This is a genomic window from Brevibacillus sp. B_LB10_24, assembly GCF_046036945.1.
Taxonomy (GTDB): Bacteria; Bacillota; Bacilli; order Brevibacillales; family Brevibacillaceae; genus Brevibacillus_C.
Window position 1 is genome coordinate 44,108 of the sequence record NZ_JBJQOQ010000011.1, and the last position, 26,181, is coordinate 70,288.

Annotated in this window: 23 protein-coding genes and 1 pseudogene; 23 read left to right on the forward strand and 1 reads right to left on the reverse strand. The window is 49.7% G+C overall.

What is annotated here, in order from left to right; all coding sequences use genetic code 11:
• Positions 1 to 122 precede the first annotated feature (122 nt).
• The 14 genes from ACI7RC_RS12310 (at position 123) to ACI7RC_RS12375 (ending at position 15,829) form a co-directional block, all read left to right on the forward strand.
• Positions 123 to 1,502, forward strand: a complete 1,380-nt coding sequence (locus ACI7RC_RS12310) for an MFS transporter (RefSeq protein WP_408108542.1) — start codon at positions 123 to 125, stop codon at positions 1,500 to 1,502.
• Between the two features lie 20 nt (positions 1,503 to 1,522).
• Positions 1,523 to 2,458 carry an NADP-dependent oxidoreductase gene (locus tag ACI7RC_RS12315; protein WP_408108543.1) on the forward strand — a complete coding sequence of 312 codons (936 nt, stop codon included), beginning with the start codon at positions 1,523 to 1,525 and terminating at the stop codon, positions 2,456 to 2,458.
• Positions 2,458 to 3,048 (forward strand): NADPH-dependent FMN reductase, encoded by a 591-nt coding sequence (locus ACI7RC_RS12320; protein ID WP_408108544.1) that lies wholly within the window; start codon positions 2,458 to 2,460, stop codon positions 3,046 to 3,048. Before ACI7RC_RS12315 ends, ACI7RC_RS12320 begins: the two co-directional genes overlap by 1 nt.
• A 347-nt stretch (positions 3,049 to 3,395) precedes the next feature.
• A complete protein-coding gene (rpmG, locus tag ACI7RC_RS12325; RefSeq protein WP_408108545.1) occupies positions 3,396 to 3,545 on the forward strand; it encodes a 50S ribosomal protein L33 in 150 nt (49 codons plus the stop codon).
• Between the two features lie 399 nt (positions 3,546 to 3,944).
• Positions 3,945 to 5,909, forward strand: coding sequence for an endonuclease MutS2 (locus ACI7RC_RS12330; RefSeq protein ID WP_408108546.1), 1,965 nt, complete (start codon positions 3,945 to 3,947; stop codon positions 5,907 to 5,909).
• A gap of 209 nt (positions 5,910 to 6,118) precedes the next feature.
• Positions 6,119 to 6,802 carry a response regulator transcription factor gene (locus ACI7RC_RS12335; RefSeq protein WP_408108547.1) on the forward strand — a complete coding sequence of 228 codons (684 nt, stop codon included), beginning with the start codon at positions 6,119 to 6,121 and terminating at the stop codon, positions 6,800 to 6,802.
• Position 6,803: 1 nt separating this feature from the next.
• Positions 6,804 to 7,805 (forward strand): sensor histidine kinase, encoded by a 1,002-nt coding sequence (locus tag ACI7RC_RS12340; RefSeq protein WP_408108548.1) that lies wholly within the window; start codon positions 6,804 to 6,806, stop codon positions 7,803 to 7,805.
• A 93-nt stretch (positions 7,806 to 7,898) separates the two neighbouring features.
• Entirely contained in the window at positions 7,899 to 8,582 is a 684-nt protein-coding gene (locus ACI7RC_RS12345; protein ID WP_408108549.1) for an ABC transporter ATP-binding protein, read from the forward strand.
• Positions 8,579 to 11,176 (forward strand): ABC transporter permease, encoded by a 2,598-nt coding sequence (locus tag ACI7RC_RS12350; RefSeq protein WP_408108550.1) that lies wholly within the window; start codon positions 8,579 to 8,581, stop codon positions 11,174 to 11,176. The genes ACI7RC_RS12345 and ACI7RC_RS12350 overlap by 4 nt, the downstream gene beginning before the upstream one ends.
• Positions 11,177 to 11,255: 79 nt before the next feature.
• Positions 11,256 to 11,843, forward strand: a complete 588-nt coding sequence (locus ACI7RC_RS12355) for a TetR/AcrR family transcriptional regulator (protein WP_408108551.1) — start codon at positions 11,256 to 11,258, stop codon at positions 11,841 to 11,843.
• A gap of 102 nt (positions 11,844 to 11,945) precedes the next feature.
• Positions 11,946 to 13,346, forward strand: coding sequence for an MFS transporter (locus tag ACI7RC_RS12360; RefSeq protein ID WP_408108552.1), 1,401 nt, complete (start codon positions 11,946 to 11,948; stop codon positions 13,344 to 13,346).
• A gap of 28 nt (positions 13,347 to 13,374) precedes the next feature.
• Positions 13,375 to 13,707, forward strand: a complete 333-nt coding sequence (locus tag ACI7RC_RS12365) for a luciferase domain-containing protein (protein ID WP_408108553.1) — start codon at positions 13,375 to 13,377, stop codon at positions 13,705 to 13,707.
• Positions 13,708 to 13,892: 185 nt separating this feature from the next.
• Entirely contained in the window at positions 13,893 to 14,996 is a 1,104-nt protein-coding gene (locus ACI7RC_RS12370) for a GerAB/ArcD/ProY family transporter (protein ID WP_408108554.1), read from the forward strand.
• 104 nt (positions 14,997 to 15,100) lie between these two features.
• A complete protein-coding gene (locus ACI7RC_RS12375; RefSeq protein ID WP_408108555.1) occupies positions 15,101 to 15,829 on the forward strand; it encodes a gamma-glutamyl-gamma-aminobutyrate hydrolase family protein in 729 nt (242 codons plus the stop codon).
• 21 nt (positions 15,830 to 15,850) lie between these two features.
• On the opposite strand, the gene ACI7RC_RS12380 is transcribed toward ACI7RC_RS12375, so the two are convergent.
• A complete protein-coding gene (locus ACI7RC_RS12380) occupies positions 15,851 to 17,086 on the reverse strand; it encodes a MerR family transcriptional regulator (RefSeq protein ID WP_408108556.1) in 1,236 nt (411 codons plus the stop codon).
• Between the two features lie 221 nt (positions 17,087 to 17,307).
• Between ACI7RC_RS12380 and ACI7RC_RS12385 the strand changes: the two are divergent.
• From ACI7RC_RS12385 to ACI7RC_RS12425, 9 genes and pseudogenes are all read left to right on the forward strand, one after another.
• A pseudogene (locus tag ACI7RC_RS12385) lies at positions 17,308 to 18,657 on the forward strand (APC family permease).
• Positions 18,658 to 18,674: 17 nt separating this feature from the next.
• Entirely contained in the window at positions 18,675 to 20,303 is a 1,629-nt protein-coding gene (locus ACI7RC_RS12390; RefSeq protein ID WP_408108557.1) for an amidohydrolase, read from the forward strand.
• Between the two features lie 145 nt (positions 20,304 to 20,448).
• Positions 20,449 to 20,808 carry a VOC family protein gene (locus ACI7RC_RS12395; RefSeq protein ID WP_408108558.1) on the forward strand — a complete coding sequence of 120 codons (360 nt, stop codon included), beginning with the start codon at positions 20,449 to 20,451 and terminating at the stop codon, positions 20,806 to 20,808.
• A gap of 148 nt (positions 20,809 to 20,956) precedes the next feature.
• Positions 20,957 to 21,817: a MurR/RpiR family transcriptional regulator gene (locus tag ACI7RC_RS12400; protein ID WP_408108633.1), complete on the forward strand. Its 861-nt coding sequence runs from the start codon at positions 20,957 to 20,959 to the stop codon at positions 21,815 to 21,817.
• Between the two features lie 145 nt (positions 21,818 to 21,962).
• Positions 21,963 to 22,856, forward strand: coding sequence for an N-acetylmuramic acid 6-phosphate etherase (gene murQ, locus ACI7RC_RS12405; RefSeq protein ID WP_408108559.1), 894 nt, complete (start codon positions 21,963 to 21,965; stop codon positions 22,854 to 22,856).
• Between the two features lie 11 nt (positions 22,857 to 22,867).
• Positions 22,868 to 23,272, forward strand: coding sequence for a PTS sugar transporter subunit IIA (locus ACI7RC_RS12410; RefSeq protein ID WP_408108560.1), 405 nt, complete (start codon positions 22,868 to 22,870; stop codon positions 23,270 to 23,272).
• 12 nt (positions 23,273 to 23,284) lie between these two features.
• On the forward strand, positions 23,285 to 23,758 hold the full coding sequence (locus tag ACI7RC_RS12415) for a PTS sugar transporter subunit IIB (protein ID WP_408108561.1): 474 nt from the start codon (positions 23,285 to 23,287) through the stop codon (positions 23,756 to 23,758).
• Between the two features lie 17 nt (positions 23,759 to 23,775).
• Positions 23,776 to 25,362, forward strand: a complete 1,587-nt coding sequence (locus ACI7RC_RS12420; protein ID WP_408108562.1) for a PTS system mannose/fructose/sorbose family transporter subunit IID — start codon at positions 23,776 to 23,778, stop codon at positions 25,360 to 25,362.
• A gap of 28 nt (positions 25,363 to 25,390) precedes the next feature.
• Positions 25,391 to 26,092 (forward strand): N-acetylmannosamine-6-phosphate 2-epimerase, encoded by a 702-nt coding sequence (locus ACI7RC_RS12425; RefSeq protein ID WP_408108563.1) that lies wholly within the window; start codon positions 25,391 to 25,393, stop codon positions 26,090 to 26,092.
• Positions 26,093 to 26,181 lie beyond the last annotated feature (89 nt).

Sequence of the window (26,181 nt, forward strand, 5' to 3'; positions counted from 1 at the left end):
TATACGCAAAGCTATATGCAGATATCTTAATATATATTTTTGTTTAATTAATATTGATTGTAAAATAAATCATGCCAGCAGGCAATGAATTGAATCTTGAGGAGAGAGGAGTAGGGCAAAGAGTGGAAACGGAAGTTCCGCAGCAAACCGGGGAGAAATTAATTCGAATACTCGCTTTTACCACTGTCATTTCCGTGATGAGCGCGACTATATTCAACATCGTACTGCCTGAGATCAGCGCGGAATTTCAGCTTTCCTTGGCACAAGTGAGCTGGGTATCAGCCATTTACATGCTGATATACGCGATCGGATCCGTTACGTATGGGAAGCTCGCCGATACCTTCAAACTAAAAAATTTACTGACATTCGGACTGATCATTCTTGCTGCGGGATCGCTGATCGGGCTTGCCGCCCAAACATTTTGGATGGTACTTGCCGGCCGAATCCTGCAGGCAGTCGGAGCCTCAGTGATCCCGGCGACTGCGATGCTGATCCCGATCCGCTATTTTCCGCCGGAGAGACGGGGGCGCGCACTGGGGATATCAGCTACCGGCCTGGCTCTTGGCAGTGCACTGGGGCCGATCATTTCGGCGTTTGTCGCCAGCCTGCTTCATTGGCGGTGGCTGTTCTGTATCCCTCTTTTGATGTTGTTCACGCTGCCGTTTTATCGGAAATATCTAAACGACGAACACGGCAAGCCTGGCAGAATCGATTGGATTGGCGGCGGACTGTTGGCCGGGGCGGTGGCGATGCTGCTGCTGTCCGTGACAAATGGGACCTGGATACTGGCGGCGGCGGGTCTGATCTTGTTCGTCTTGTTTGCGGTACGCATCAACGCTGCAGCAGAACCGTTTGTTCAACCTCGCCTGTTCCGAAACAGGCACTATACCCTTGGGCTGCTGATTGCTTTCCTCGCAGGAGGGATCGGTTACGCGCTGCCCTTTTTAAGCCCGCAGATGTTGGCTTACGTCAATCAACTCCCTGCGGGAATGGTGGGGTTCGCGATGGTGCCGGCCGCCGTCACCTCCGCGCTGCTGAGCAGGAAAGGCGGGAAGCTGGCCGATGAAAAAGGCAATCCGTTCCTTTTCTACACGGCGTCAGTACTGTTGTTCATTTGCTTTGTTTTGCTATCCTCCTTTGCCGGGATCGCGCCAGTATTCATTGCTGTCTTTCTCATATTCGGCAATGTAGGGCAAACCTTTCTGCAGATTGCCTTGTCCAACACCATATCCCGCACGCTGCCGAGAGAGCAGGCGGGAGTGGGCATGGGGCTTTTGTCGCTGCTTAACTTTATCGCCGCTGCTATATCCGCCGGCATGTACAGCAAGGCAGTAGATCTGGGTGCCAAGGTTCATTGGAACCCGGCCAATTCACACCAGGACGCGTTTGTATTCAGCAATATCTACTTCGTCCTTGCCGTCCTTTATCTGGGCATTCTCTTGCTGTACTACCTTCAATTTGGCAGAGCAGCGCGAATAAGAGTGGAGAAACCATCCGTTTAGTAGAAAAGGAGATGTATATTATGACTGGACAAATGATGCAAGCCATTCGCGTTCATCAATTTGGCGGACCTGAGGTGCTGCAAATGGAACAGCTGCCCATTCCAAAACCATCAGCTGACGAGGTGTTGATTCGCGTTCACGCCATGGGCGTATTGCCAGTTGATTTGGCATTTCGCCAAGGGTTGATGAGAAAATATCCAGTACAGCCTCCCTTTATTCCCGGATCGGCTTTTGCCGGTGTCATCGAAGAAGTAGGCTCAGGTGTGACAGGGTTTCAGAAAGGGCAGGCTGTTTTCGGCAGGGCGAATAATGGGGCAAGTGCAGAGTATATAACAACGACTGTGAAAACCATGGCACATAAACCGCAAAATCTTTCTTTTACGGAAGCAGCCACGATCTCAGGTGGGGCTACAACTGCTTGGATGGCGCTTTTTGCACATGGTGATCTGCAATCGGGACAACGTGTCTTGGTCCATGCTGCCGCAGGAGGTGTAGGAGGATTTGCTGTTCAATTTGCCAAGTGGAAAGGCGCCGAAGTGATCGGAACTTGTTCAACTGCAAATGTAGACTATGTGAAGTCGCTTGGTGTGGATACTGTGATTGATTATAACACGACGTCGTTTGAAGACATCGTTCAAGATGCAGATTTGGTGCTTGACGCTGTTGGAGGAGAAACACTTGAACGTTCTTGGTCAGTCGTAAAACGCGGTGGAAAACTGCTCTCTCTTGTCGAGATACCCTCAGAAGAGAAAGCGAAACAACTAGGCATACATGCGCGATTTAGCAATGAATTCGCCCCCCATAACGTTTTTCAAATGATTGCTGACTTGATTGCGGACGGACAAGTGAAAGCAACGATTGGTAAAGAATTTTCGCTTCATGACCTTCGACAAGCTCACGAACTCTGTCAAACGGGACACGGGAGAGGACGTATTGTCGTTCGAATTGCAGATTAATGGCCGGGTATGAAAGCCGGCAGAACATTAATGAGGAGGAAAATAAGTTGGAAAAATGTAACATTGGTATTATCTTGGGAAGCACACGCCAAGGACGTTTAAGTCCGCAGGTAGGAAAATGGGTAAAGGAAATTGCCGATCAACGAGGAGATGCCAATTATGAAATCGTAGATATAGCAGACTATAAATTGCCATTTTTCGGAGAAGGTACTGGTAAAGAACCAGGATTAATCGCGTGGTCAGAAAAACTTTCTAGCTTGGATGGTTTTGTATTTATTGTTCAAGAATACAATCACAGCATAACGGGAGCATTAAAAAATGCACTTGATTCAGCTCGTGATGAATGGAACAACAAGGCAGCAGGGATCGTAAGCTATGGTTCAACGGGTGGCGCTCGTGCAGCAGAACATTTACGTGGAATCTTAGGTGAATTACTAGTTGCGGATGTGCGTGTGCATCCGACATTATCATTATTTACGGACTTCGAAGACTTCAAGACATGTAAACCAGCCGATTTACACATTCGAAATGTCAATGCCATTTTGGATCAAACGATCGCTTGGAGCGGTGCATTAAAAACGTTACGATAAACATCGCTGCAAATATAGAATGAACTGGCGCAGAGGCATAGCTTCAGAGGCAAGGTCGTCCTCACCGTCGAATAACTGTGGTTTGGCATTGCCATTCAAACTCATCAACTGCGAAGAAATAGGCTTTACCAGCGGATACGTTCATGTTGTACACGTTGCGTGCTCATGAACGTATCTTTCCAATGGGGAATGGTGTTTGTTCATAACCAAACCGTAATCATTTCGATTTGTATTGACATATTTTATCGAGTGAGGTAGTCTATTACAAGATAAATCATAATGATTACGATTTGTGAAGGATCACCAGCGTGACCACTTGCAGGAGCGATGAACAGGAGGAAACCAATATGAGAGTAAAAATTACCTTACAGTGCACAGAAACAGGAGACCGCAATTACATCACGACCAAGAATAAGCGCAACAACCCGGAACGGTTGGAATTAATGAAATACTCACCGAGATTGAAAAAATACACCCTGCATCGAGAGACGAAATAATTCCCCTTCTCCCTTGCTTTTGTATGTATCTGTTATATAATGTGAGTAACCTGACAAAAAGGGGACCTGTTGATGAGTGCGGTAGTTCTTAACTAAGTAATTTCATACGGGATGACAAAGAACGAGGTACAGACCTGTGTTTTTTATAGGTTTATTTCGTGATGCCTGCCAGTTCTTTCCCATTCCGGATTAGTTAAGAACACGTGCGACACTTCTCAATACCGACGATATAGGGTGAGGTAAGTCCATGCACTTGTGCATGGTTTTTTTATGCTATTTTTTGGCATGCCGCTGACTGCACCACCACACCTGTATCTCCCCGCCACAGAAGGGCTGCATTTGAACATGTGTTCTGATGCAGCCCTTTTTTGCATGCAAAAGATTAAAGGAGGAATCAACGTGAACAAGACAGCAATGGAAATGTTGGAGTTTCACAAGATCAAGGAGAAAGTGATGGCGCTTGCCAAGTCGGAAAAAGGAAAAGACCTGGCCGCAAAACTGCAGCCTTCCCTGGACGTCACGGTTATTGCCAATTGGCTGAAGGAGACGACAGAAGCTCGTTTGATCGTCGATACCGGCTCCAGCATTCCCCTTCACAGTTTGCAGGGCGTGGAACAGACGCTCAGCAAGCTGGAAAAAGGGATGGTGTTGCAGCCGGACCAGCTCACCGCTCTTTGCGATTTCCTGGAGAATGGAGCCAAGCTGAAAAAGTTTATGCATACCAAAGAATCCGTCGCACCGCAGATCAGCTCGTACGCGTATTCCATGTACGAACTGGAAGAGCTTTCCGCGGAGATTATACGCTGCATTCACAACGGGCGCGTCCATGACCAGGCGAGCAGAGAACTGGCGAAACTGCGAAAAAAGCTGACGGTCTTGGAAGAGCGCATCAAAAGCAAACTGGAGAGCATCGTCAGATCGTCGACAAATATCCTGCAGGATCAAATCATCAGCATGCGGGATGGACGCTACGTCATCCCCGTCAAAAAAGAACACCGGAAACACTTTGACGGCCAGGTGCTCGACAGCTCCTCAAGCGGACTTACGGTATTCATCGAACCTGCCGAGGTGAAGCATCTGCAGAACGAGTATCATCTGGTCAAAGCCGCCGAGGAAACAGAGGTTCAGAGAATACTGAGCGTGCTGACGCAGATGGTGGAGTCCTGCCGCAGGGAAATCGCCGTCAACATAGAAGTGATGGCCAACTACGATTTTATTTTCGCGAAAGCCAAATACAGCAAAATGATCGATGGACGGACGGCAGGAATCAATACCAGAAACGTGATCAAGATCGAAGAAGCAAGACATCCCATGCTTGGCGAAAGCTGTGTGCCGCTCAGCTTTCACATCGGCGAAGGATACCGGTCCTTGGTGATAACCGGTCCCAATACAGGGGGCAAAACCGTTGCGATCAAAACCGTCGGCCTGCTCACCTTGATGGTCCAATCCGGCTTGCATGTTCCGGTCGCGGCAGGAAGCGAATTTGCCGTATTCCTGGACGTCTTGGTCGACATTGGCGATGGACAGAGCATCGAGCAATCGCTAAGCACGTTCTCATCTCATATCCGCAACATTATCAGCATCTTGGCCTGCGCCAAACCCCAGACGCTTGTCATCCTGGATGAGCTGGGTTCGGGAACCGATCCTCAGGAGGGAATGGGATTGGCGATTTCGATCCTGGAAGAGATCCACCGCAAGGGAGCGACGCTTATCGCCACCACGCATTACAGTGAAATCAAAGAGTTTGCCAACAGTCACGAGGGCTTTGAAAATGGCTCCATGGCGTTTGATCTCGACACGCTTCGCCCCTTGTACAGACTGCAAATCGGGCAGGCGGGCGAGAGCCAGGCGTTTTCCATCGCCCTGCGTCTGGGGATGAATCACGAGCTGATCGAACGGGCTCATGAGATCACTTATAAAGAACGGAAGGAATACCAGCCGATCCAAGGACCTCGCGGCAGCCTGGTCCAAAATGAGGAGGTTATCCAGTCGCACTGGAAACAAGTAGAGGAAGTGACCCAGCTGCAAGCAGTCAAGCGGCGAAAAGAGGCATGGCAAAAGGAAGAGAGTCCCTTTCAGCTCGGGGATCGGGTATATGTCAGCAGCCTGCAGACGTCAGGGATCGTCTGTGAACTGGAAAACCACAAGGGCGAATTGGGCGTGCTCGTCATGAACAAGAAGATAAAAGTAAATAAAACGCGGTTGACGCTCCAGATCGCCGGGAGTGAACTGTACCCGGACAACTACGACCTGTCGATCGTGCTTGAAACAAAGGAGAATCGCAAAAAGGAGAAGCAGATGAAAAAAAGGCATGTCGAAGGGTTGAAAATAGATCGGTCCGGCGAAGAAGATTCGTCCAGATGATTAAACTCCCCTCGCTGAAAGACAAGGTTTCAGACATAACGTGTAAACGTTGAACATACAACACCCTTGCTGGCAAAAGTGACGAGGCAAGGGTGTTTTTGCTTGCCAAATTCATACTTTCTTGTTTGAAAAAAGATTTTGCATTCATTTTCTGTTACATTAAAAGAAGATACCCCTATTCAATGGAATGTAGTGAGGATGACCATCAGATGAAAATTTTGCTCGTGGAAGACGATAAAATGATCGCGTCCGGTCTTGAATATTCGCTGCAGCAAGATCACTTTTCAACCGTCATTTGCCATGATGTTGCCTCGGCCAAAAAAGTATTGGCTGAACAAATCGATCAATTGGCTCTCTGTTTGTTTGATTTATCGCTCCCGGATGGAAGCGGCTATGAATTGTGCCAATTGGTGAAAAAGCAGCGGGATATCCCCGTCATTTTTTTAACCGTGATTGACGATGAAGGGAATGTCGTCAAGGGGCTTGACATGGGGGCCGATGACTACATTACAAAGCCGTTTCGCATTCGCGAGCTTCTCTCGCGGATCAAATCGGTCTTGCGGAGATACCAGAAGCCGGTTCAGCCAAATGTGGTCATCGATATCGAAAATGTCCGCATTCATACACTCGAAGGAAAGGTATATAAGAATGGCGTGGAAGTTCCTTTGACGGCGCTGGAGTATCGCTTGCTGCTCGTCTTTGGCAACCATATTGGACAGGTCCTCTCCAGAAATCAGCTTTTAGAGCAGATCTGGGATGTGGCCGGCGACTTCGTCAATGACAATACACTCACGGTTTATATCAAGAGGCTGCGGGAGAAGCTGGAGGATCATCCACAAAATCCGACGCTGATCAAAACTGTGCGCGGTTTAGGCTATAAGGTGGGGGATTAGCATGCTGCGCAATCGGGAGATTCAAATACTTTTACTGTTTATGTGCACCGTCAGTGTCGCGGCGATCCTAGCTGCTGCTTTTCTCTCGTCTGCGGCTGCGGCGCTCGTTTTCATCACATCTGCTTTGCTGATGGGAAGCAGTTTGTTGTTTACGAGGTGGAGATATCGCGAGATCGAAAAGCTTGCCTACTATCTGCGGCAAATAAGCAGTGGAAATGATTCCCTTGATGTTCGAGACAATCAGGAAGGCGAGCTGAGTATTTTAAAAAATGACATATACAAAGTAACGCTCAAGCTGTCGGAGCAAAGATCCCTTTTGCAGCAGGACAAAATGCAGCTCACAGACGCCATTTCCGATATATCCCATCAGCTTAAAACGCCGCTTACCTCCATGACGGTCATGGCGGATCTGCTCAGCGACCCTAAGCTGCCCGTCGCCAAAAGAATGGAATTCACTCACAACATACGGGTTCAGCTTGAACGAATCGATTGGCTTGTCTCTTCTTTGTTAAAGCTCTCGAAAATCGACGCGGGGACGATACCATTTAAACAAGATCAAGTCAAGGTAGAAGAGCTTGTCCGAAAAGCGTTGGGGCCAGTTCTGATTCCGATGGATATAAAATCACAAACGGTTTCGGTCATGGGTGACGACAAAGTCACCTTTCTCGGCGATCTCAATTGGACCGCGGAAGCTGTCATCAATATTTTGAAAAACTGTGTGGAGCATACCCCTGAAGGTGGTCAGATCGCCATTCGTTTTTCCGAAAATACACTTTTTACAGAAATTGTAATTACCGATAATGGAACAGGTATTCCCAAGGAGGATATTCCCTATATCTTCAAGCGTTTTTACAAGGGGAAGAATGCAAGCGAGGGCAGCATCGGCATTGGTCTGGCGATGGCGCACAGCATTATTGCCAGACAAAACGGAGTGATTGATGTTTCCAGCAGCAGCGAAGGGGGCGCACAGTTCCGGATAAAATTTTACAAGCAAGTAATTTGACATCAAGTGACGAAATTGTCATTTTCACAGTCACTTGAAAGTCATTTTGGACAGATAAGATGGAGCCATCGGTAAAATGATGGAGGGTATACAATGGAAATCTTGAAAATTGAACATCTATCCAAATTATATGGAAAGGGCGAAACGGCGGTAAAGGCGCTTGACGATGTCTCGTTTTCGGTCAAAAAAGGCGAGTTTGTCGCGATTATTGGCCCATCCGGCTCGGGGAAATCAACGCTTCTGCATCTGCTGGGCGGCGTGGACAGGCCGACAAGCGGAAAAGTCCTCGTCGATAACACGGACATCTACAGCCTGAATGAAACCCAGCTGGCCATCTTTCGGCGCAGGCAAATCGGCTTGATCTACCAATTTTACAACCTGATCCCCGTCCTGACGGTTGAAGAGAATATTACGCTGCCGCTTTTGCTTGACGAACAGAAGGTAGACAAGAGCCATTTTGATGACATCGTGAAGACGCTGCGTCTGGAAAATCGTTTACACCATCTGCCCAATCAGCTTTCCGGCGGACAGCAGCAGAGAGTTTCGATTGGCAGGGCGCTGATCAACAATCCTGCGATTATGCTGGCAGACGAACCAACTGGCAACTTAGACAGCAAAAATAGCAGCGAAATCATCGACCTGTTACAAGTGTTTAATAAAACCTATCGGCAGACGCTGATCGTGATTACCCATGATGAACGAATCGCGTTGCAAGCAGACAGAGTTATTGCAATTGAAGACGGAAGGATTGCCAAAGACGAGGTGATTCGTCCGTGAATATTGTCAATAAACTAACGCTTAGACATTTGAAGCAAAACAAGAGACGAACGCTTGTGACGATCATTGGCGTCATCATTTCAGTTGCTATGGTGACGGCAGTTGCGACACTTGGCTTCTCCTTTATGGATTTGATGAAAAGACAAACCATCGCAGATAGTGGAGAGTGGCATATCCTCTACAAAGATGTGAACAAAGAACAGCTTGAAGCGATTAAAAACGACGAGGCAACAAAGACCCTTGTCATTTCGAAGGATCGCGGTTATGCCCTGTTAGACGGGAGCCAAAATAATAACAAACCGTATTTGTTCATCAAGGAGTATAACTCACAAGGTTTTCAACAGTTTCCGATTAAACTCGCCGAGGGACGTCTTCCGCAAAAAGACGATGAAGTAGTGATTTCAGAGGATATTGCCGCGAATGCAAAAGTAACATACAAGATCGGTGACCAGCTCACACTTCAAGTTGGTGAACGATACGAGAAAGACAACGAAGATCCGTTGGACCAATCTGAACCATTACGTCGGGAAAATGGCGAGAGAACCGAAACCTTAGAAAATACCGTGACAAGAAATTATACGGTCGTCGGCATGATAAAGCGGCCTGCCTGGGAGCCGACATGGTCTCCGGGGTACACCATCATAAGCTATGTGGACGAAAACATCATGGGAGCAAACGAGAAAGTCAATGCCACGGTTGTCCTGCAAAAAGTCGATCGTTCCTTGTTTGCACATGCGGAAAAATTGGCAGAGAAAAACAACATCGAATCCGTCAAGTATAATAAGGATTTGCTTCGTTACTACGGCGTGATCAAAAGCGAAGGCTTGAACAGCACGCTTTATTCCCTGTCAGCCATCATTATGGCGGTCATCATCATTGGCTCGGTTTCGTTGATCTATAATGCTTTCGCGATTTCCGTCTCGGAGCGCTCCCGGCATTTAGGGATGCTTGCGAGCGTGGGAGCAACGAAGAAGCAGAAGAGAAATTCCGTCTTTTTTGAAGGTGTGATCATTGGTTTCATCAGTATCCCAATCGGAATCATCTGCGGTCTCGTTGGGATTGGGATTACCTTTTTGTTCATTAACTCCATCATAGAAGGTGCATTAGGGGTTACGGAAAAGTTGACGGTCATCGTCACACCGCTATCGCTCTTGATCGCTTGTATCGTTTCGATGATGACGATTTTCATTTCAACGTATCTTCCTGCTATAAAAGCATCCAGGATCTCCGCCATTGATGCGATCAGGCAAACAGCCGATGTGAAGCTGACGCGCAGGACAGTAAAAACGTCGAAGTTCATTCGCAAGCTCTTCGGTATCGAAGCGGAGATCGGCTTGAAAAACGTAAAAAGGAACAAACGCAGATACCTTGCCACCGTATTTTCGCTCGTCATCAGTATCGTTTTGTTTTTAACGGTATCTTTTTTTACCGCGAGTTTGAAAGAATCTCTCGTACTCTCACAAGAAGGAGTAAATTACGATATTGAAGTAACGTACCACAATGAAGAAACACTCGATGATTCGTTGATCAGATCGATTACATCCCTTGACGATGTGACGGAATCTAGCGTGATTCACGGGTTATATGTGAACGCCTGGATTGAACAAGCAGCGATGGCTGATGAATTGCAAGAGGCGGTAAAGCAGGATCCAAGTATACTGAGGAACGGAAAATACCCTTACTATATTAAGGTAAATGCCTTGAACGATAGGAACCTCCAAACTTATGCAAAAGCGGTAGGTGCAGATTACGAACAGTTGTCGGACCCGGCTCATTTGGCTGCGATCGTGATCGATACCATCCATTATGGAGACAGCAATGCAGGGAAATATGTCAAAACGAAGGCCATTCATGCAAATGTCGGACAAAGTATCGCTTTAACCGATATAGATGGCGAAACGGGAAAAGAGATAGAATTGCCCAAAGTGAAAATTGCCGCGTTGACAGATCAATTTCCTATGGGGATTCATTCGGAGTCAGTGGGGCCGGGCGGGTTAAATATCATCGTCTCGAAACAGGTCATGGACCATCTGATAGAAGCGAAAGGGAACGCCTTCATACCGGCATTCCTCTATCTAAAAAGTTCGGATCCGATGAAAACGCAACAGGAAATCGAAGAAATGAATGTGACGAATCTGCAAGTGTACAATGTGTTTCAATCCAGGAAACGGGAAGAACAGATGATTATGCTCATGTCAGTCTTCACTTACGGCTTTATCGCATTGATTTCGGTGATTTCGATCGCAAATATTTTTAATACGATCTCAACGAGCATATCCCTGCGAAAACGGGAATTTGCGATGCTGAAATCCGTTGGAATTACGCCGAAGGGCTTCAATAAAATGATAAACTATGAAAGTATTTTTTACGGGATCAAGTCGCTGCTTTACGGGCTTCCCGTCAGCGTGGTTGTCATGTATTTGATCCATCGGGCGTTGACGAACACATTTCGCTACGGATTCACGCTTCCCTGGATGAGCATCATCTATGTCATTGCTGCCGTATTTGTCATCGTCAGTTCAGCCATGCTGTATTCCGGTGCAAAGGTAAAAAAGGAGAACATCATTGATGCAATCAAGCAGGAGAGTATTTAGCCGGCCTCTTGACATGGCAGGTAAACTGGGATAGGATGGGGTGTGAAAGCAAGTACTTGCATTGATCCGAGGTGAATTCATGAGCGCCAATCCTACTACAAGCGATAAAATCCTGCTGGCAGCCATCGACCTCATGGCCGAGAAGGGGTATGACGGTACGACTACCAAGGAAATCTCCCTTGCCGCCGGCGTGAACGAAGTCACCTTGTTTCGCCATTTCGGGACGAAAGAGAAGCTGCTGGAAGCTGCGTTCAACCGCTTTCATTACGCCAATGAGATGGAGAAGCTCTTTAGCGAGAGTCTCAAAGGGGATCTCTACGCAGACCTTTTGCTGCTCAGCAGAACGTATCATCAGATCATGAACCGAAATCGAAAATTGCTTTCCATCGTTTTAAAAGGGGGCAGCAGTCTCCCTGATTCGGTCATACAGGAGGCAGATCGCAACCCCAGACATTTGAAAAACCTGTTGGTCGATTATCTGACTTCCATGTCGGCACAAGGCAAAATCACCGCCTCCCATCCCGAGATCCTGGCCATGTCGTTCATGTGGATGAATTATGGCGCATTCATCAGCAGGCTCAACGCCAACGAAGCGGTCTCGGATGTCGCGCTGGACGAATTTATAGAAGAAAGCGTACGCTTATTCACCAAGGCATTAACCACTTAGGCTGGTAACGGATATCGAAAAGAGCTCCAAAGCGGAGCTTTTCTTTTCAGCATGATGTAAGTATGTGCTTGCATACATTTTGTACTAGGAGTGATGAACGCCATGTTCACAGACACAAGGCAGCAAAGAGGACATGTTTTGATGCGGTTGATGATGTTTACCGTGATGATTTCATCGATGAACGCCCTGATGTTTAACGTTGTGCTTCCGCAAATCAGTAAAGAATTTCAGCTCACCCTGGCGCAGGCAAGCTGGCTGTCATCCGCTTATACGCTCATCTACGCGTTTGGAACCGTGACGTATGGGAAACTGGCCGACAGGTTTCAATTGAAGAGTCTGCTCACATTCGGACTGACCCTGTTCGCCGCGGGCTCTCTCGTTGGGCTTTTATCCCATACATTTGCGTTCGCACTTCTTGGGAGATGCTTGCAATCTGCGGGAGCGGCGGCGATTCCAGCCATTGCGCTGATCATCCCCGTGAGGTATTTTGCACCAGAGCAGAGGGGCTCTGCGATCAGCATGTCAGCCGTCGGGGTTGCGCTCGGAAGCGCCTTGGCGCCCGTCATATCCGCGATTGTCGTCAGTTTTGCGAACTGGCGGTGGCTGTTTCTTCCTTCCCTGCTGATGTTGGCGCTGCTTCCCTTGTATCGAAAGTATTTGGAGCATGAGCTGAAAGGGACTCCCCGGACTTTCGATTGGCTCGGCGGAAGCCTGCTCGCCATATCGGTTGCCCTGCTTCTGTTCGGGGTTACCGATCAAACCTGGTGGTGTTTGATTGCAGGCTTAGTCGTTTTATTACTCTTCGTCGTCAGAATTCGTACGGCGAAAGACCCATTCATTCAACCCGGGCTGTTTCAGAACAAACCGTATGCCATTACACTGACGCTGGCTTTTCTCATCGCCGGCATCGGAGTCTCACTCTATTTCTTGACCCCGATCCTGTTTGCTGAAGTATACCATTTGGATTCCAATTGGATCGGATTCGCCATGGTGCCGGCAGCAATCGCCTCCTCTATCTTGGGAAGAAAAGGCGGCAAACTGGCCGATCTGAAAGGAAACACCTATCTGCTCACGGTTGCATCCGGCTCCATACTTGCTTGCTTCGTCTTGCTGTCCATCTTGACAGGGGTCTCGCCGCTGTGGATTTCACTCTTTCTGGTCTTCGGCAATGTCGGCCAATCATTCTTGCAAATCGCGATGTCCAATTCCGTCTCAAGAGTGCTCACAAAAGATCAGGTGGGAGTGGGGATGGGACTTTTCTCGATGACTTCCTTTATTGCCCAAGGAGTCGCATCCGGTGTATACGGCTTGGTGGTGGCCCACGGTTTGGCGGTGAATGGGGATCCGCTGCATGCCGATTCCGCCATCTCCCTGTTCAGCAATATCTATCTCGTACTGGCTGCCCTGCACATCGGGATCTTGTTGTTCTGCCGCCGGCATTTCCGCATATGGGGTTCAGGCTCCATAGAGACTGCTGTAAATCAAAAGCAAGGATTGGCATAGGCATAAAATACGGAAAGGAGGATGCGCCATGTCTTTATCGGCAAGCCAGATTTTAGCTGATCATGTACTTTCATGGCCGGGGGTGAGCCAGCAACCCCACCGCTTCGGCGGGATTGAGTTTGTGTATAACGGAAAGGAGATCGGGCATGTACATGGAGATCACCTGGTCGACTTGCCCTTCTCTAAATCGCAGCGTGATCGGATTGTAGCAGAAGGGAAAGCTCGTCCCCATCACATTTTTCCTGACTCGGGTTGGGTGTCCGTATATATAACCTCTCATAAAGATGTTGATAACGCGATTGCGCTGTTACGAGTCAAGTATGAAGATTTAAGGGCAAAGATTGGTTCAAACGAAGAATAGTGGCAATCTGTTTAGGAATGATAGTAAAAACAGGAAAAAAGCGAAGCCGAAGCCGTCTGACAACAAGTTTTCATGGTTAAGCGGGGCGGGCGATGAGAATAATGCACGGTTGGGGCGGCACCTTTATCCGCCGCCTGGGTTCTGCGCAAACCCGCTAAGTAAAGTAATCAAGTAGGTGAAGAAATATGCCTGATAAAAGTCAGGTTGCTGCCCGCCAGTTTATGATATTAACCATCCTTTACGTTATCGGCAGTGCCATCCTGGTGATTCCTTCCTTACTTGTTGCCGTGGCAAAGCAGGATGCTTGGATTTCGGCGATTGTAGCGGTCGCTGCTGGATTGGTTGCTATTGTATTTTACAATTCATTGGCAAAAAGCTTCCCCGGCATGACCCTCGTACAATACTGCGAAGAGATATTCGGCAGGTGGTTGGGGAAAATCGTCTCGCTCTTCTTTTTAGTTGGCTTTCCTTGCTTCATCGCAGTTCTTACCTTATACGATATTGGGGATTTTTTAGCGACCCAGATTCTAACGAAAACCCCGCTGATCGCCATATTTTTAATAGTCATGGCAGTAGTCGCTTTTGGAGTGAGACTTGGGCTTGAGCCAATCGCACGAGCAGCAGAGATTTTTTTCCCCTGGGTGGTCTCCCTATTGTTACTCTTATTCTTGTTTGTCTCTCCGTTTCTCAAGCTGGAGAATTTGGAGCCTGTTCTTGCAAATGGCATCAAGCCCGTTTTGAAGGGCGCCATTCCGTTATTCAGCTTTCCATTTTTCGAAACACTTGTCTTATTAATGGTATTTCCCCGTGTTAAAAAGCCGAAAGACGCGGGGAGAGCGTTGTTGACCGGAGTATTAGCCGGAGGGATGGCGCTGTTTGCGATTACGCTGTTCTCCATCTCCGTACTGGGAGTTGAATTCGTGGAGAGACACGCTTTTCCCACTTATGCGTTGGCAAAAAAAATAAATATTGGCGATTTCCTTCAGCGAATTGAAGCGATCATCATGTTCATCTGGGTTATCACCATTTTTTTTCGCCTGACAATTCTAGTCTATGTGATATCCATAGGTTTGGCCCAATCCTTCAATCTGAAGGAATATCGCATGATTCCTTTGCCTCTGGGCTTTATTTTCGCCGTGATGGCACTCGTAATAGTACCAAACAGCAGCTATCTGCATACGTTCGATAAACAGACGATGCCGGTGTACGAATATAGTTTTGGCATGTTCTTACCCCTGCTGCTGTGGGTCGTGGCCGTCCTGCGAAAAAAAGGGCAAAAGGAGGGGTAATCCGCATCCTATCTGGAAGGACTAGCACCCGCCGTCAAGAATATGTAACTGAGTTTGCAAAAAGACGTCAAAACAAAATCGACAGACAGGAAGGTGCAAGGAAGATGCGGCAAAAACCGGTTATCGGAATCACAGGAGGATACGTCAAACACAATGCGTTTATGGAAGGAGTCTATGTACATCACGACTACCATCGATCGGTAGCGGCAGCAGGGGGAATCCCGATCGTTCTGCCATTTCTCAATCCGGAGGCAGCGCTTGAGGCTGCCGCTCTGTGCGACGGAGTCATCCTGAGCGGCGGCGAGGACGTCGACCCGCTCTATTACGGAGAAGAGCCGCATCCCCAGCTGGGCTATACCACCCGGGAGCGGGACGAAGCAGAAATAGCGCTCATCCGGCACGCGCTGGAGCACAGCATCCCGCTGCTTGCCATCTGCAGAGGCGTACAGATCTTAAATGTCACTCTCGGCGGCACATTGATACAGGATATCCCCAGTCAGTGGAGCGATCCGCTGCAGCACTCGCAAAAAGTCGAGCGGGGCCGGGATACTCACGCGGTTGCCATTGAGCCGGGAAGCTGGTTGGCTGAGATTCTGGGGGCGATGCGGATCCGGGTAAACAGTTTGCATCATCAGGCGCTGAAAGAAGTAGCCGACGATTTGAAAGTCGCTGCCAGCGCATCCGACGGTATCATTGAAGCCGTCGAGTACACAGGTTCCTCTTTTGCCGTCGGCGTGCAGTGGCATCCCGAATCAATGGCCGCTACGAATCCGCTGATGAAAAGGCTGTTTGAAGCATTTATTATCCGCTGCAAGAAACAACAAGAAGCCTAGAACAGGTGCCGCGAAGCGGGATCAAGAAACCCTCCGAGCCAGATAAGCGACCAGATGAAGTTTCTCCCCCTTGATGTGGTAGTCCAGATATTTGCCGGGGTTGGTCGTAAAGCCGATGTACTCCCGTTTTTGAAAGGCAAAGCCATGCAGCTGGATGTGCTGCTCCATGTAGTCCAGCAGGAAATTCCGGGGATGCGGATCGGGATACAGCTTGGGGATGTTGCCCAGGGATCGGGCGCCCGGCGGATAGTACATATGATTTCCCAATATTTGGGCTCTTTCCGTCAAGTATGGCTTCAGCTTCGCCAGCGGGTAGACTTGATCAAACATGGAGTAGTCGTTGAATGAGATGGTATCCAGCACGAGGTCGATCGAAGCGTAACGGATGGGCAGCATCATATCGCTGTTGACGATGTACAGTGCTCGCAGGTCAGGATTGACCTGCTCGATTCTATTCTTCAGTTTGGACAGCGTCGCCAATCCGTGCCCGCTGAACATATAGAGTGCATCACTCGGCAGGGTGGCAAAGTGTTTGGGGGGAAACACATAGACATCGACATTGGTCTCTAAAATGACGCGTTTCGCCAGTTCCTGTTCCCTTACATGTTTATAGATCCACATGCTTCCTTTTTCCCACAAACTGACCAGGCTTGGCGTAAGGTCGTCCCATGTGTTTTGATCGTAAATGGAGTACTGCAGCTTAGAGGTGTAGAATACAGAGGAAGTGGTCATCAGGATGCCTTCTTTGATACTGGCTTGATAACCGCATGAGCAGTGCAGACTGGCGTGGAATACCTCCTGATTTTGAATGCAGGCATCCGTCAGATCCAGCGATTTCTGGCAATGCGGACAAGCCAGCAGGGGGATGAATGCGAGCGGGACCCCTGATTGGTTTTCGACGGTAATCTGCCGGCTGATGGAACGAAGCTTCTCTTCGATCTGCTCGATGGACAGGTTGAGCTGATCGCGTTCCTCACTGAGCTGACGCTGCTTTTCCTGCAGCATGACTGACAAAAAATGAAGATCTTCCATATCGGAAAATTGCGTGATCCGCTTCAAGGAGAGAATCTTGTGAATCTCCTGGAGGGTGAAGCGCATTTTTTTTAATTCGATAATGACATGCATGTCATCCAAACAATTTTGATCGAATTGAAGCTGACTTTCCCTTTTGTTGGGAACCAAAAGACCAAGCTCCGTGTAATACCGAACCGTATCAATCGAGATATGAAAATGCCTGGCAAATGCTCCGATTTTCACCGCTATACTCCTCCCATCATCTGGTCTTCATTTTAACGGAAAAGATGAAGTATACTCCATGTTTTTTTGATAATGTTCAGAATTTTCTCATTGATGTGAAGACAACTACATCATGTACGGTAAAAAACAGAAGGGAGGTGGGATACCTCAATTCACATTTTTGAAAGTGCATTCATTTTGTGTTCGTAGGACCGAAAACCGCATTCGGAGGAGTTGGTATGATGAAAAACCAGGCTTCGCTGCAGCGTACCCTGACGCTTACGCCGGTCGTCTTGTTCGGATTGGCCTATATGGCGCCGATGACAGTCTTTACGACATACGGTGTGGCCACGCAAATCTCGCAAGGCATGCTGCCGTTGGCCTATTTACTGGCGCTGGCCGCGATGATGTTCACAGCGTACAGCTACGGTCAGATGGTCAAGGCCTACCCGGTAGCAGGTTCAGCCTACACGTATACGCAAAAATCGATGAGTCCCCAGTTGGGATTTTTGGTTGGTTGGGCCGTTTTGATGGATTATTTGTTCCTGCCCATGATCAACTTCCTGGTAGCCGGAATCTATCTCTCCGCCGCCTTTCCTTCCGTGCCGCAGGGCATCTGGGTCTTCCTGTTTATCGTGGTCATGACTCTGATCAACATATTGGGCATCAAGTTGACCACCAATATCAACACGCTGCTGATCGTCTTTCAGGCAATTGTTATCATCATCTTTATGGCTTTATCCATCAAAGGAATCATGAATGGCATCTGAACGGGAACGCTCGCCGCGATCGATCCCTTTGTCAATCCCGATGTGCCATTGTCATCCGTCATCGCCGGCTCATCGATCCTCTGTCTCTCCTTCCTCGGCTTTGATGCCGTCACAACGCTGTCGGAGGAGACGATCAATTCCCAGAGGACCATCCCTAAGGCGATTCTGCTCGTCACCCTGATCGGGGGTGCCCTATTTATCATCGTCTCCTATGTCGCACATATGGTATATCCCGACTACGCCAGCTTCAAAAACCCGGACTCCGCCGCATCGGAGATTGCCGAGTTTATCGGCGGCACCCTGTTCGGGTCCGTGTTCATCGCCGGGATGATTACCGCTTGCTTCGCTTCAGGTTTGTCGGCGCATGCCAGTGTCTCCCGGCTGCTGTACGCGATGGGACGCGACGGAGTAATCTCCACGAAACTGTTTGGCTATATCCACCCCAGGTTCAAAACGCCGGTGTTTAACATCATGCTCGTTGGCGTCTTTGCCATCTCCGGTTTGTTCGTCGACCTGGTTACGGCCACCTCATTCATCAACTTTGGCGCGCTGGTCGCATTCACGTTCGTAAATCTGTCCGTCATTTCCCATTACTTTATCCGCAGTCAGCGCCGGAGCGGAGCAGACATCATCCGGTTTCTGCTCGTCCCCTTGATCGGAGCGTGCTTTAACCTCTGGCTGTGGACCAATCTCGATTCTCATTCTTTCACGCTGGGCTGCATCTGGATCGCGATCGGAGTGGTCTATCTCGCGTACTTGACGAAGCTGTTCACCCGGCGTCCGCCTGAACTGAGCTTTGAAGAAGCGGATAAACCCGCGTAACGATTGGAGGAGCGCTGATGACAACACAACATGCCGGAGTTGCCGACTTCTGTTTGATGAGCAACACTGTTTTTACCGGGGTCGAAGATCGGCCGAGGGCAGGAGGTGTCGCCGTAAAAGGAAACCGGATCTTCGCTGTCGGCAGTCTACAAGAGATCGAGCCCCTGGTCGGCCCGGATACCAAGGTTTTTCGGTACGGCGATCAATTGATCATGGCTGGCTTTCACGATTTTCATATCCATCTGCTGCTGGGAAGCTTGCAGCAGCAGTGCGTCCATCTCTGGAAGGCCAAATCAGCCGAAGAAGCAGCCCAGATGGTGAAGGAGTACGCCGACGAGCATCTGGACGATCCCTGGATCATCGGATTCAGCTGGTATCATCTGTACTGGGAGGATAAACAGCTTCCGCACCGTTCGACCTTGGACAAATACGTGCCCGACCGTCCGGTGTTTCTGCTCAACGCAGAGTGCCACGGTGCCTGGCTCAACAGCAAAGCGATGGAATTGGCAGGCATCACGCGCGATACACCCGATCCGCCCTACGGTGAGATTGCCCGAGATAAGAGCGGGGAGCCGACTGGATTTTTGTACGAGTCGGCGATGGCTTTGGCAAAGCAAGCCTTTCAATTTCCGCGTGAGCGCCGAATCAGCCTGTTGAAAGGGTTTTTGCGCCATGCTGCCAGCCTCGGCGTCACTTCAGTGGCAGACATGTTCCCATTGGTTACGATGGAACTGGGCGATCTCGACATGTACCGCGAGTTTGACGAAACAGACCAGTTGACTGCCCGCATCCATTTTTTGGTAGAGTGTAATGGCGATTTGGAAAGGCCCAGGCGTCTGCGGGAAGAATACAAATCGGGAAAGCTGCAATTTTCCGGATTAAAGAACTTTCTCGACGGCGTGCCAGCCACCTATACTGCCTTTTTGCTGGAGCCTTATTCAGACAATGCCGTAACCCGCGGCTCAACACTGGTGCCGCAGGAACTGATCGAGGATTGGACGATCAAGGCCGATCGGGAGGGTTTTCGCATTCGCTATCACGCCTGCGGGGATGCCGCGATCCGGCTGGGCTTGGATTGCTTTGAAGCTGCGCGGCGACAAAACGGCATACGGGACTCCCGACACACGATCGAGCACATCGAAGTCATCGACCCGGGGGATATCAGCCGCTTTGGCGAGCTTGGCGTTATCGCCTCCATGCAGCCTGAGCACATCGCCTCCGCGGAGAGATTTGCCGACAATGCGTACGTGAGCCGCCTGGGTCCCGAACGCATTCCCTATACCTGGCCGATCCATTCCTTGATGAGAGCAGGGGCAAAACTCGCATTCGGCAGCGATTTCCCTGTGGTCCCCCTCGACCCCATGCTCGAGATCTACCGTGCGGTGACTCGCCTGCACAATGACGGACACCCGGCTGGGGGCTGGAACCCCGATGAGCGGATATCGCTGGCGGAAGCGCTGCGGGCGTACACGCTCGGGTCTGCGTACGGCAATTTTCGCGAACATGAATTGGGCACTTTGGAGGCGGGAAAGCTGGCCGATCTGATCGTGTTGGACCGCAACCTGTTCACGGTCGATGCGGAAGATATCCGCCAGACAAAAGTATGCTTGACGATGATGGACGGCAGGATAGTCCATGAAGCCTAGCAAAAAGGATCAAGGGTTGGGAGATTGGCTCCCGATCCTTTTTCTTTGTGCCTTGACAACAGTGAGCAATACCGTATGCTTTAGGAGAAAACTTCCATGACGATCACAAGGATACGCAGATTTCTTAAGCGAAAGGGGAGCAAACATGAAGGTCAAACGAATTGTCGCCAATGTAGCGACGCAGAATGTCGAGGCCGCCAAACATTTTTATCAGGATGTGCTCGGCCTCGAGTTGTTGATGGATTTTGGCTGGATCACAACGTACGGCTCCAACGAGGAGATGCCCATTCAAATCAGCTTTGCCTCACAGGGCGGGTCCCAAACACCCGTTCCGGATCTGTCGATTGAAGTCGATGATGTGGATGCCGTACTGAAGCGCATGCAGCAGGCCGGCTTCGCGATCGAATACGGACCAGCCGACGAGCCGTGGGGCGTTCGCCGATTCTACGTCCGCGATCCATTTGGCAAGCTCGTCAACATTTTGTCTCATGTACAATCCGACTGACTCCCGCTATTGGGTGGGTTCGGCTGTCCAGGCACACACGGGACAGCCTGCTTTTTTTCACCGTTCTTGCCTTTGGTATACAAGCACCCCTTGATTGTTTATTATGAAAGAAGCGAGAGAGAAAAAGGAAGAGCAAAGGATGGAGATTATGCGCGGCCCCAATGTAACGGTCTTTTCGAAAATACAGAACAACCTGGAGAACCTCACCCAAGCAGAAAAAAAGGTGGCTGAATTTATTCTTGAAAATGCCGAAATCATTCCGAATATGACGACCAAAGATCTTTCCCTGAAGACCGGAGCGAGCGAAGCGAGCGTGGTCCGCTTCTGCAAGTCGATCGGCGTAGGCAGTTTTCGTTCGCTGAAGATGTCGCTGGTGCGGGATTTGACCGCGGTTGAGATGAATGTAAACGATTTGTCGATCATACAAAAAAACGATACATCGTACGATCTGTTTACCAAGGTGACCTATGTCAACAAGATTGCGATTGAAGACACCACTTCGACACTGGACAAGAAGGAGCTGGAGAGAGCGGTACATGCATTGCTGAATGCGAAGAAACTCCTGTTTTGCGGGGTTGGCGGCTCATCTGTTACGGCTATGGACGCTTGCCACAAGTTTACCCGAATCGGCTTCACTTCCCTGATGTCTCCAGACTTCCACATGATGCTGGCGCTGGTATCCAATCTGGAAGAAAACGATGTCGTGGTCGCCATCTCTACCTCCGGCAAAACAACCGATATCTTAGAAGTGGTCGAGCTGTCGAAAAAGCGAAAGGCGACCGTGATTGCGATAACCCAGATCGACAAAACACCGCTGTACAAGGCAGCCGATATCAAACTGTGCATTCCCAATGTGGAACAAGACTACCGATTGGGCAATATGGCGTCCCGGATCGCCCAGCTCAATATCGTCGATGCGCTGTATTTGATCATATGCAACAAGCTGGGCACATCTGTGATCGAAAAAATCAACACTGCACGGAGGGAAGCGCTGCGCCTGAGAAGATAGATCGCTCCATATGAAAAGGTGGGCGATCCGTCTTTTTTTACACGGCTTTCTGAAATAAAATTTCAAATTCCAATATAATTTTGTTGACGTTTTATTTCACAAATATATAATGAAATTGTGAAATAAAATTTTGGGTGGTGGATTGATGCTGGCGCTGGAGCATTTGGCAACGGAACGAAGAAACCAAAAAACGCTTCAACTTGACGAGATGAGTCTGCGGGAGATCCTTGAAGTCATGAACGAAGAAGATCAAACGGTAGCCGTCTCGGTGGCAAAGGAGATTGACAGCATTGAAAAAGTCGTGGCCGATGTGATCCGCTCTTTTCAAAACGGAGGCCGGCTGATTTACATCGGCGCGGGGACCAGCGGTAGGCTTGGCGTTCTCGACGCTGTGGAATGCCCGCCGACATTTGGCACGGATCCGCAGATGGTCCTGGGCCTGATCGCAGGGGGAGAAGCTGCGTTTGTCCGGGCTGCAGAAGGGGCGGAAGACGATGAATATCTGGCCGCAGCGGAGTTAAAACAAATTCATGTAAGCGCTGCCGATACGGTCATCGGTCTTGCCGCCAGTGGACGAACCCCGTACGTGATCAGTGCGCTGAAGTACGCCAAACAAGTGGGGGCGCGAGCACACGGCATTACCTGCAACAAAGCATCGGAGTTGGCCAAATTCGCAGATGTCTGTGTCGAGATCGAGACCGGACCCGAAGTGTTGACCGGTTCGACTCGCTTGAAGGCTGGCACCGCGCAAAAGCTCGTGCTCAACATGATCTCTACAGCCTCGATGATCGGGATCGGCAAGGTCTACAAAAATCTCATGGTTGACGTCAAACCAACCAACCAGAAGCTGGTAGAGCGGGCCAAACGGATTATCGCAGAGGCAGCCGGGGTAGATCGGGAAACGGCTGAGAAGTACTACCATGCGGCCAACCAAAATGTAAAAGCGGCAATTGTGATGATTCTATTGAACTGCGGGTTGGCAGAAGCGGAAGCGAAGTTGAAGGACGCGGATGGTTTCGTCCGTAAAACGCTCGGTTAGGAGGTCAGCAGATGGTAAACAGGGGAATCATCTTGATCAGCCATGGCTGGATGGCGGTCGAAACGTTAAAAAGCGCGGAAATGATTCTCGGCCCCAAAGAGAATGCCGCAGCCATAGCCATGGAAGCCACGGACAGCCCGGAATCGACGAAACAAAAGCTGCAAGAAGAACTGGCCAAGTTCAGCCATTGCGAAGAGGTCATCGTACTGGCCGACCTGATGGGCGGAACACCCTGCAATGTGTCGCTGACGCTGCTTGGCGACCACCCGAACATGCAGTTGTTCACAGGCTTCAACCTGCCGTTGGTCATGGAGCTGCTCGCGTCTGACTTTGCCCCGATCGATGAGATCAGGGACAACCTGGTCGAGTCAGGCAGGGCTGCAGTCACAGATATCAGGAAAAAACTACAGGTGTAGGAGGAAAAGCAGATGGCAATTACTGTTACCCGAATTGATGAACGGCTGATACACGGTCAGGTGGCCCATTCTTGGAGCGTGGAATACCGCGTGGACAGGCTTGTTGTCGTAGACGACATCCTCGCCGGGGATGAGATGCAGAAAATGATCATGTCGCTCGCTGTTCCAGCCGGCAAGAAACACTCGTTTCTGTCCAAGGAAGAAGCTGTCCCTTTCCTGCAAAATAGCGAATCTGCCAACGAGAAAATCTTTCTCATCGTCAAAAAGCCGCACACGCTGCTCTACCTGGTCGAACACGGCGTGAAGATCCCCAGCATCAATGTAGGGGGCATGTATTACGCGGAAAACAAGCGGCAGATTGCCAAGACCGTATACGTCAGCGACGAGGATGTAAAGGTGTTTGAGCAGCTGAAAGACCACGGCGTCGCATGTGAAATCAGAACGTCGCCCCAAGACAAATCAGTCAATTTGTTTGATCTAATCTAGCTAAGGGGGGAATTTGAATGGAAGTCAGCTTGCTCTATGCGCTTTGTATCAGCCTGTTTATTGCCCTCCTGATGACAGAGAACTACGGTTACGGCTACCTAATGATCAGCAGGCCCATTTTTGCCGGTCCGCTGCTCGGTCTGATTATGGGCGATGTGCAGACCGGTCTCTTGGTCGGGGCCAGTGTCGAATTGATGTACATGGGCGTACTTCCGATCGGCGGATCCATTCCGCCGAATGCTCAAATCGCCGGTCTGATCGGGACTGCCTTCGCCATCTTAAGCGGAGGCAAACCAGAAGTAGGCATCGTCCTCGCGCTGCCGATCGGCATTCTTGCCCAGTTCTTAATTATGCTGGCGTGGAATTTTAACATCTATCTTGTTCACCGCGCAGATAAGCACTTAACCAACGGAAACATCAAACAGGCGGAACGCACTCATTTAACTGGATTGCTTGGTTTCTTCGTCGTGATGTTCGTGCCCAGTTTTCTCGCGATTTACTTTGGCAGCGAATGGGTAAACGGCCTCGTAAACGCAATGCCTGCCTGGCTGATGGACGGGTTGAAAGCGACTTCCGGCATTCTTCCGGCAATCGGGATGGCGATGCTGCTGAAGATGATGAATTTCAAAAAATACTGGTCGTTTTTCTTGATCGGTTTTGTCCTGGCCGTCTATCTGAAACTGGATGTGCTCTCCGTGGCCCTGCTCGGTCTGGGGATCGCCGCCTCTGTCTACGCGCTGGGCAAGGATAAGCAGGAAGGGGCGGGGTCTGACTTTCCGCAGGCAGCGGAAGGAGCCGCGGACGGCATTCTCAGCAAGAAGGACCTGTGGCGCACTTTTGGGCGCTCGTTCTTCAGCATGACGTCAATCAACTACGAACGGTATTGCAATCTCGGATTTTGTTATGCGATGATGCCGGCCCTGCAAAAATTGTACCCGGACAGGCAGCAGTTGAAGGAAGCGATCGTTCGGCACAACGAATTTTTCAACTGCCATCCGTACACGGCCAACGCCGTCATCGGGGTAGCGCTTGCCTTGGAGGAGCAAAAAGCACAGGGCAAACCGATCTCCGGCGAGGTAATCTCGTCTACGAAAGCTGCACTGATGGGGCCTTTGTCAGGAATTGGAGATTCCGTCTTCAAGGCGACGTTTATGACCTTGTTTGCTGCGATCGGCGCCGGACTATCGCTTAACGGCAACATCCTCGGTCCGATTCTCTTTATCGTGCCAAACCTGGTGTTGAACCTGGGCGCTCGCTATTACGGCGTTTACTACGGGTATAAATTCGGCACGAGTCTGATATTGAAGATGAAGCAGTCCGATATCATCGAGAAGTTCGTGCAAGGCGCAACGATAGCCGGTTTAATGGTTACAGGCGCGATGGTCGTCAATTTTGTCAAAATCAGCTTGGTAGCTGAATGGGATCTCTCCGGTGCGAAGATCGTCCTGCAGGAGATGCTGGACAAGATTTTGCCCGGCTTGCTGCCGATCGCATTGACGCTGCTGTTCTACTACCTGCTGTTAAAAAAGAAAAATGCGATTTATATTCTGATCGTTCTGTGTTTTGTGATCGGAATCCTCGGCAAGCTGCTCCACATCATCTAAAGTGGACGGGGGATAGGAGGAAAAGAGAGTGAACGAGAAAAAACAAAAAATCTTAACAGATATAAAAGACGGATTGATCGTTTCCTGTCAGGCCAGGGAAGGATGGCCGATGTACGGCGCAGACATTATGGCTGCTTTCGCCACAGCGGCAGAACAGGGCGGAGCGATCGGCATCAGAGCGAACAAGCCAGAGAATATTGCAGCGATCAAGCAAAAAGTCCGTTTGCCGATCGTCGGGATCAACAAAGTATGGGATCCGGATTACAGTGTCTACATTACCCCTACCTACAACAGCGCGGCAGAAGTCATCGCAGCGGGATGCGACATCGTCGCGATCGATGCCACCTTGCGCCGACGGCCAAACGGGGAGACACTGCCCGAAATCATTCATCACATTAAGCAAAACCATCCGGATGTATTGATCATGGGGGACGTTTCCACCTTTGAGGAAGGCGTCAAATCAGTCGAATACGGCGTAGACATCGTCTCGACGACGCTTGCCGGTTACACGGAATACACCAGTCATATCACGGGAGCAGACTTCGCCCTGGTTGAAAGGCTGGCAAAAGCCCTTGAAACCCCAGTCGTAGCAGAAGGAAAAATCCACGATAAGGAAGAGGCGCGAAGAATGCTGGAGCTTGGCGCACATGCAGTCGTAGTAGGGACTGCGATTACCCGGCCAGAGATCATCACAAGATGGTTTGCCGATGAAATCAAGAGTTGCAGATAGTGACAAGATCGCGGGGATAACACCCGCGATTTTTGTATTTGTAACGATATTGCGAATCTAAGTTTCGGATGAGAAGGGAATCGCCTAAA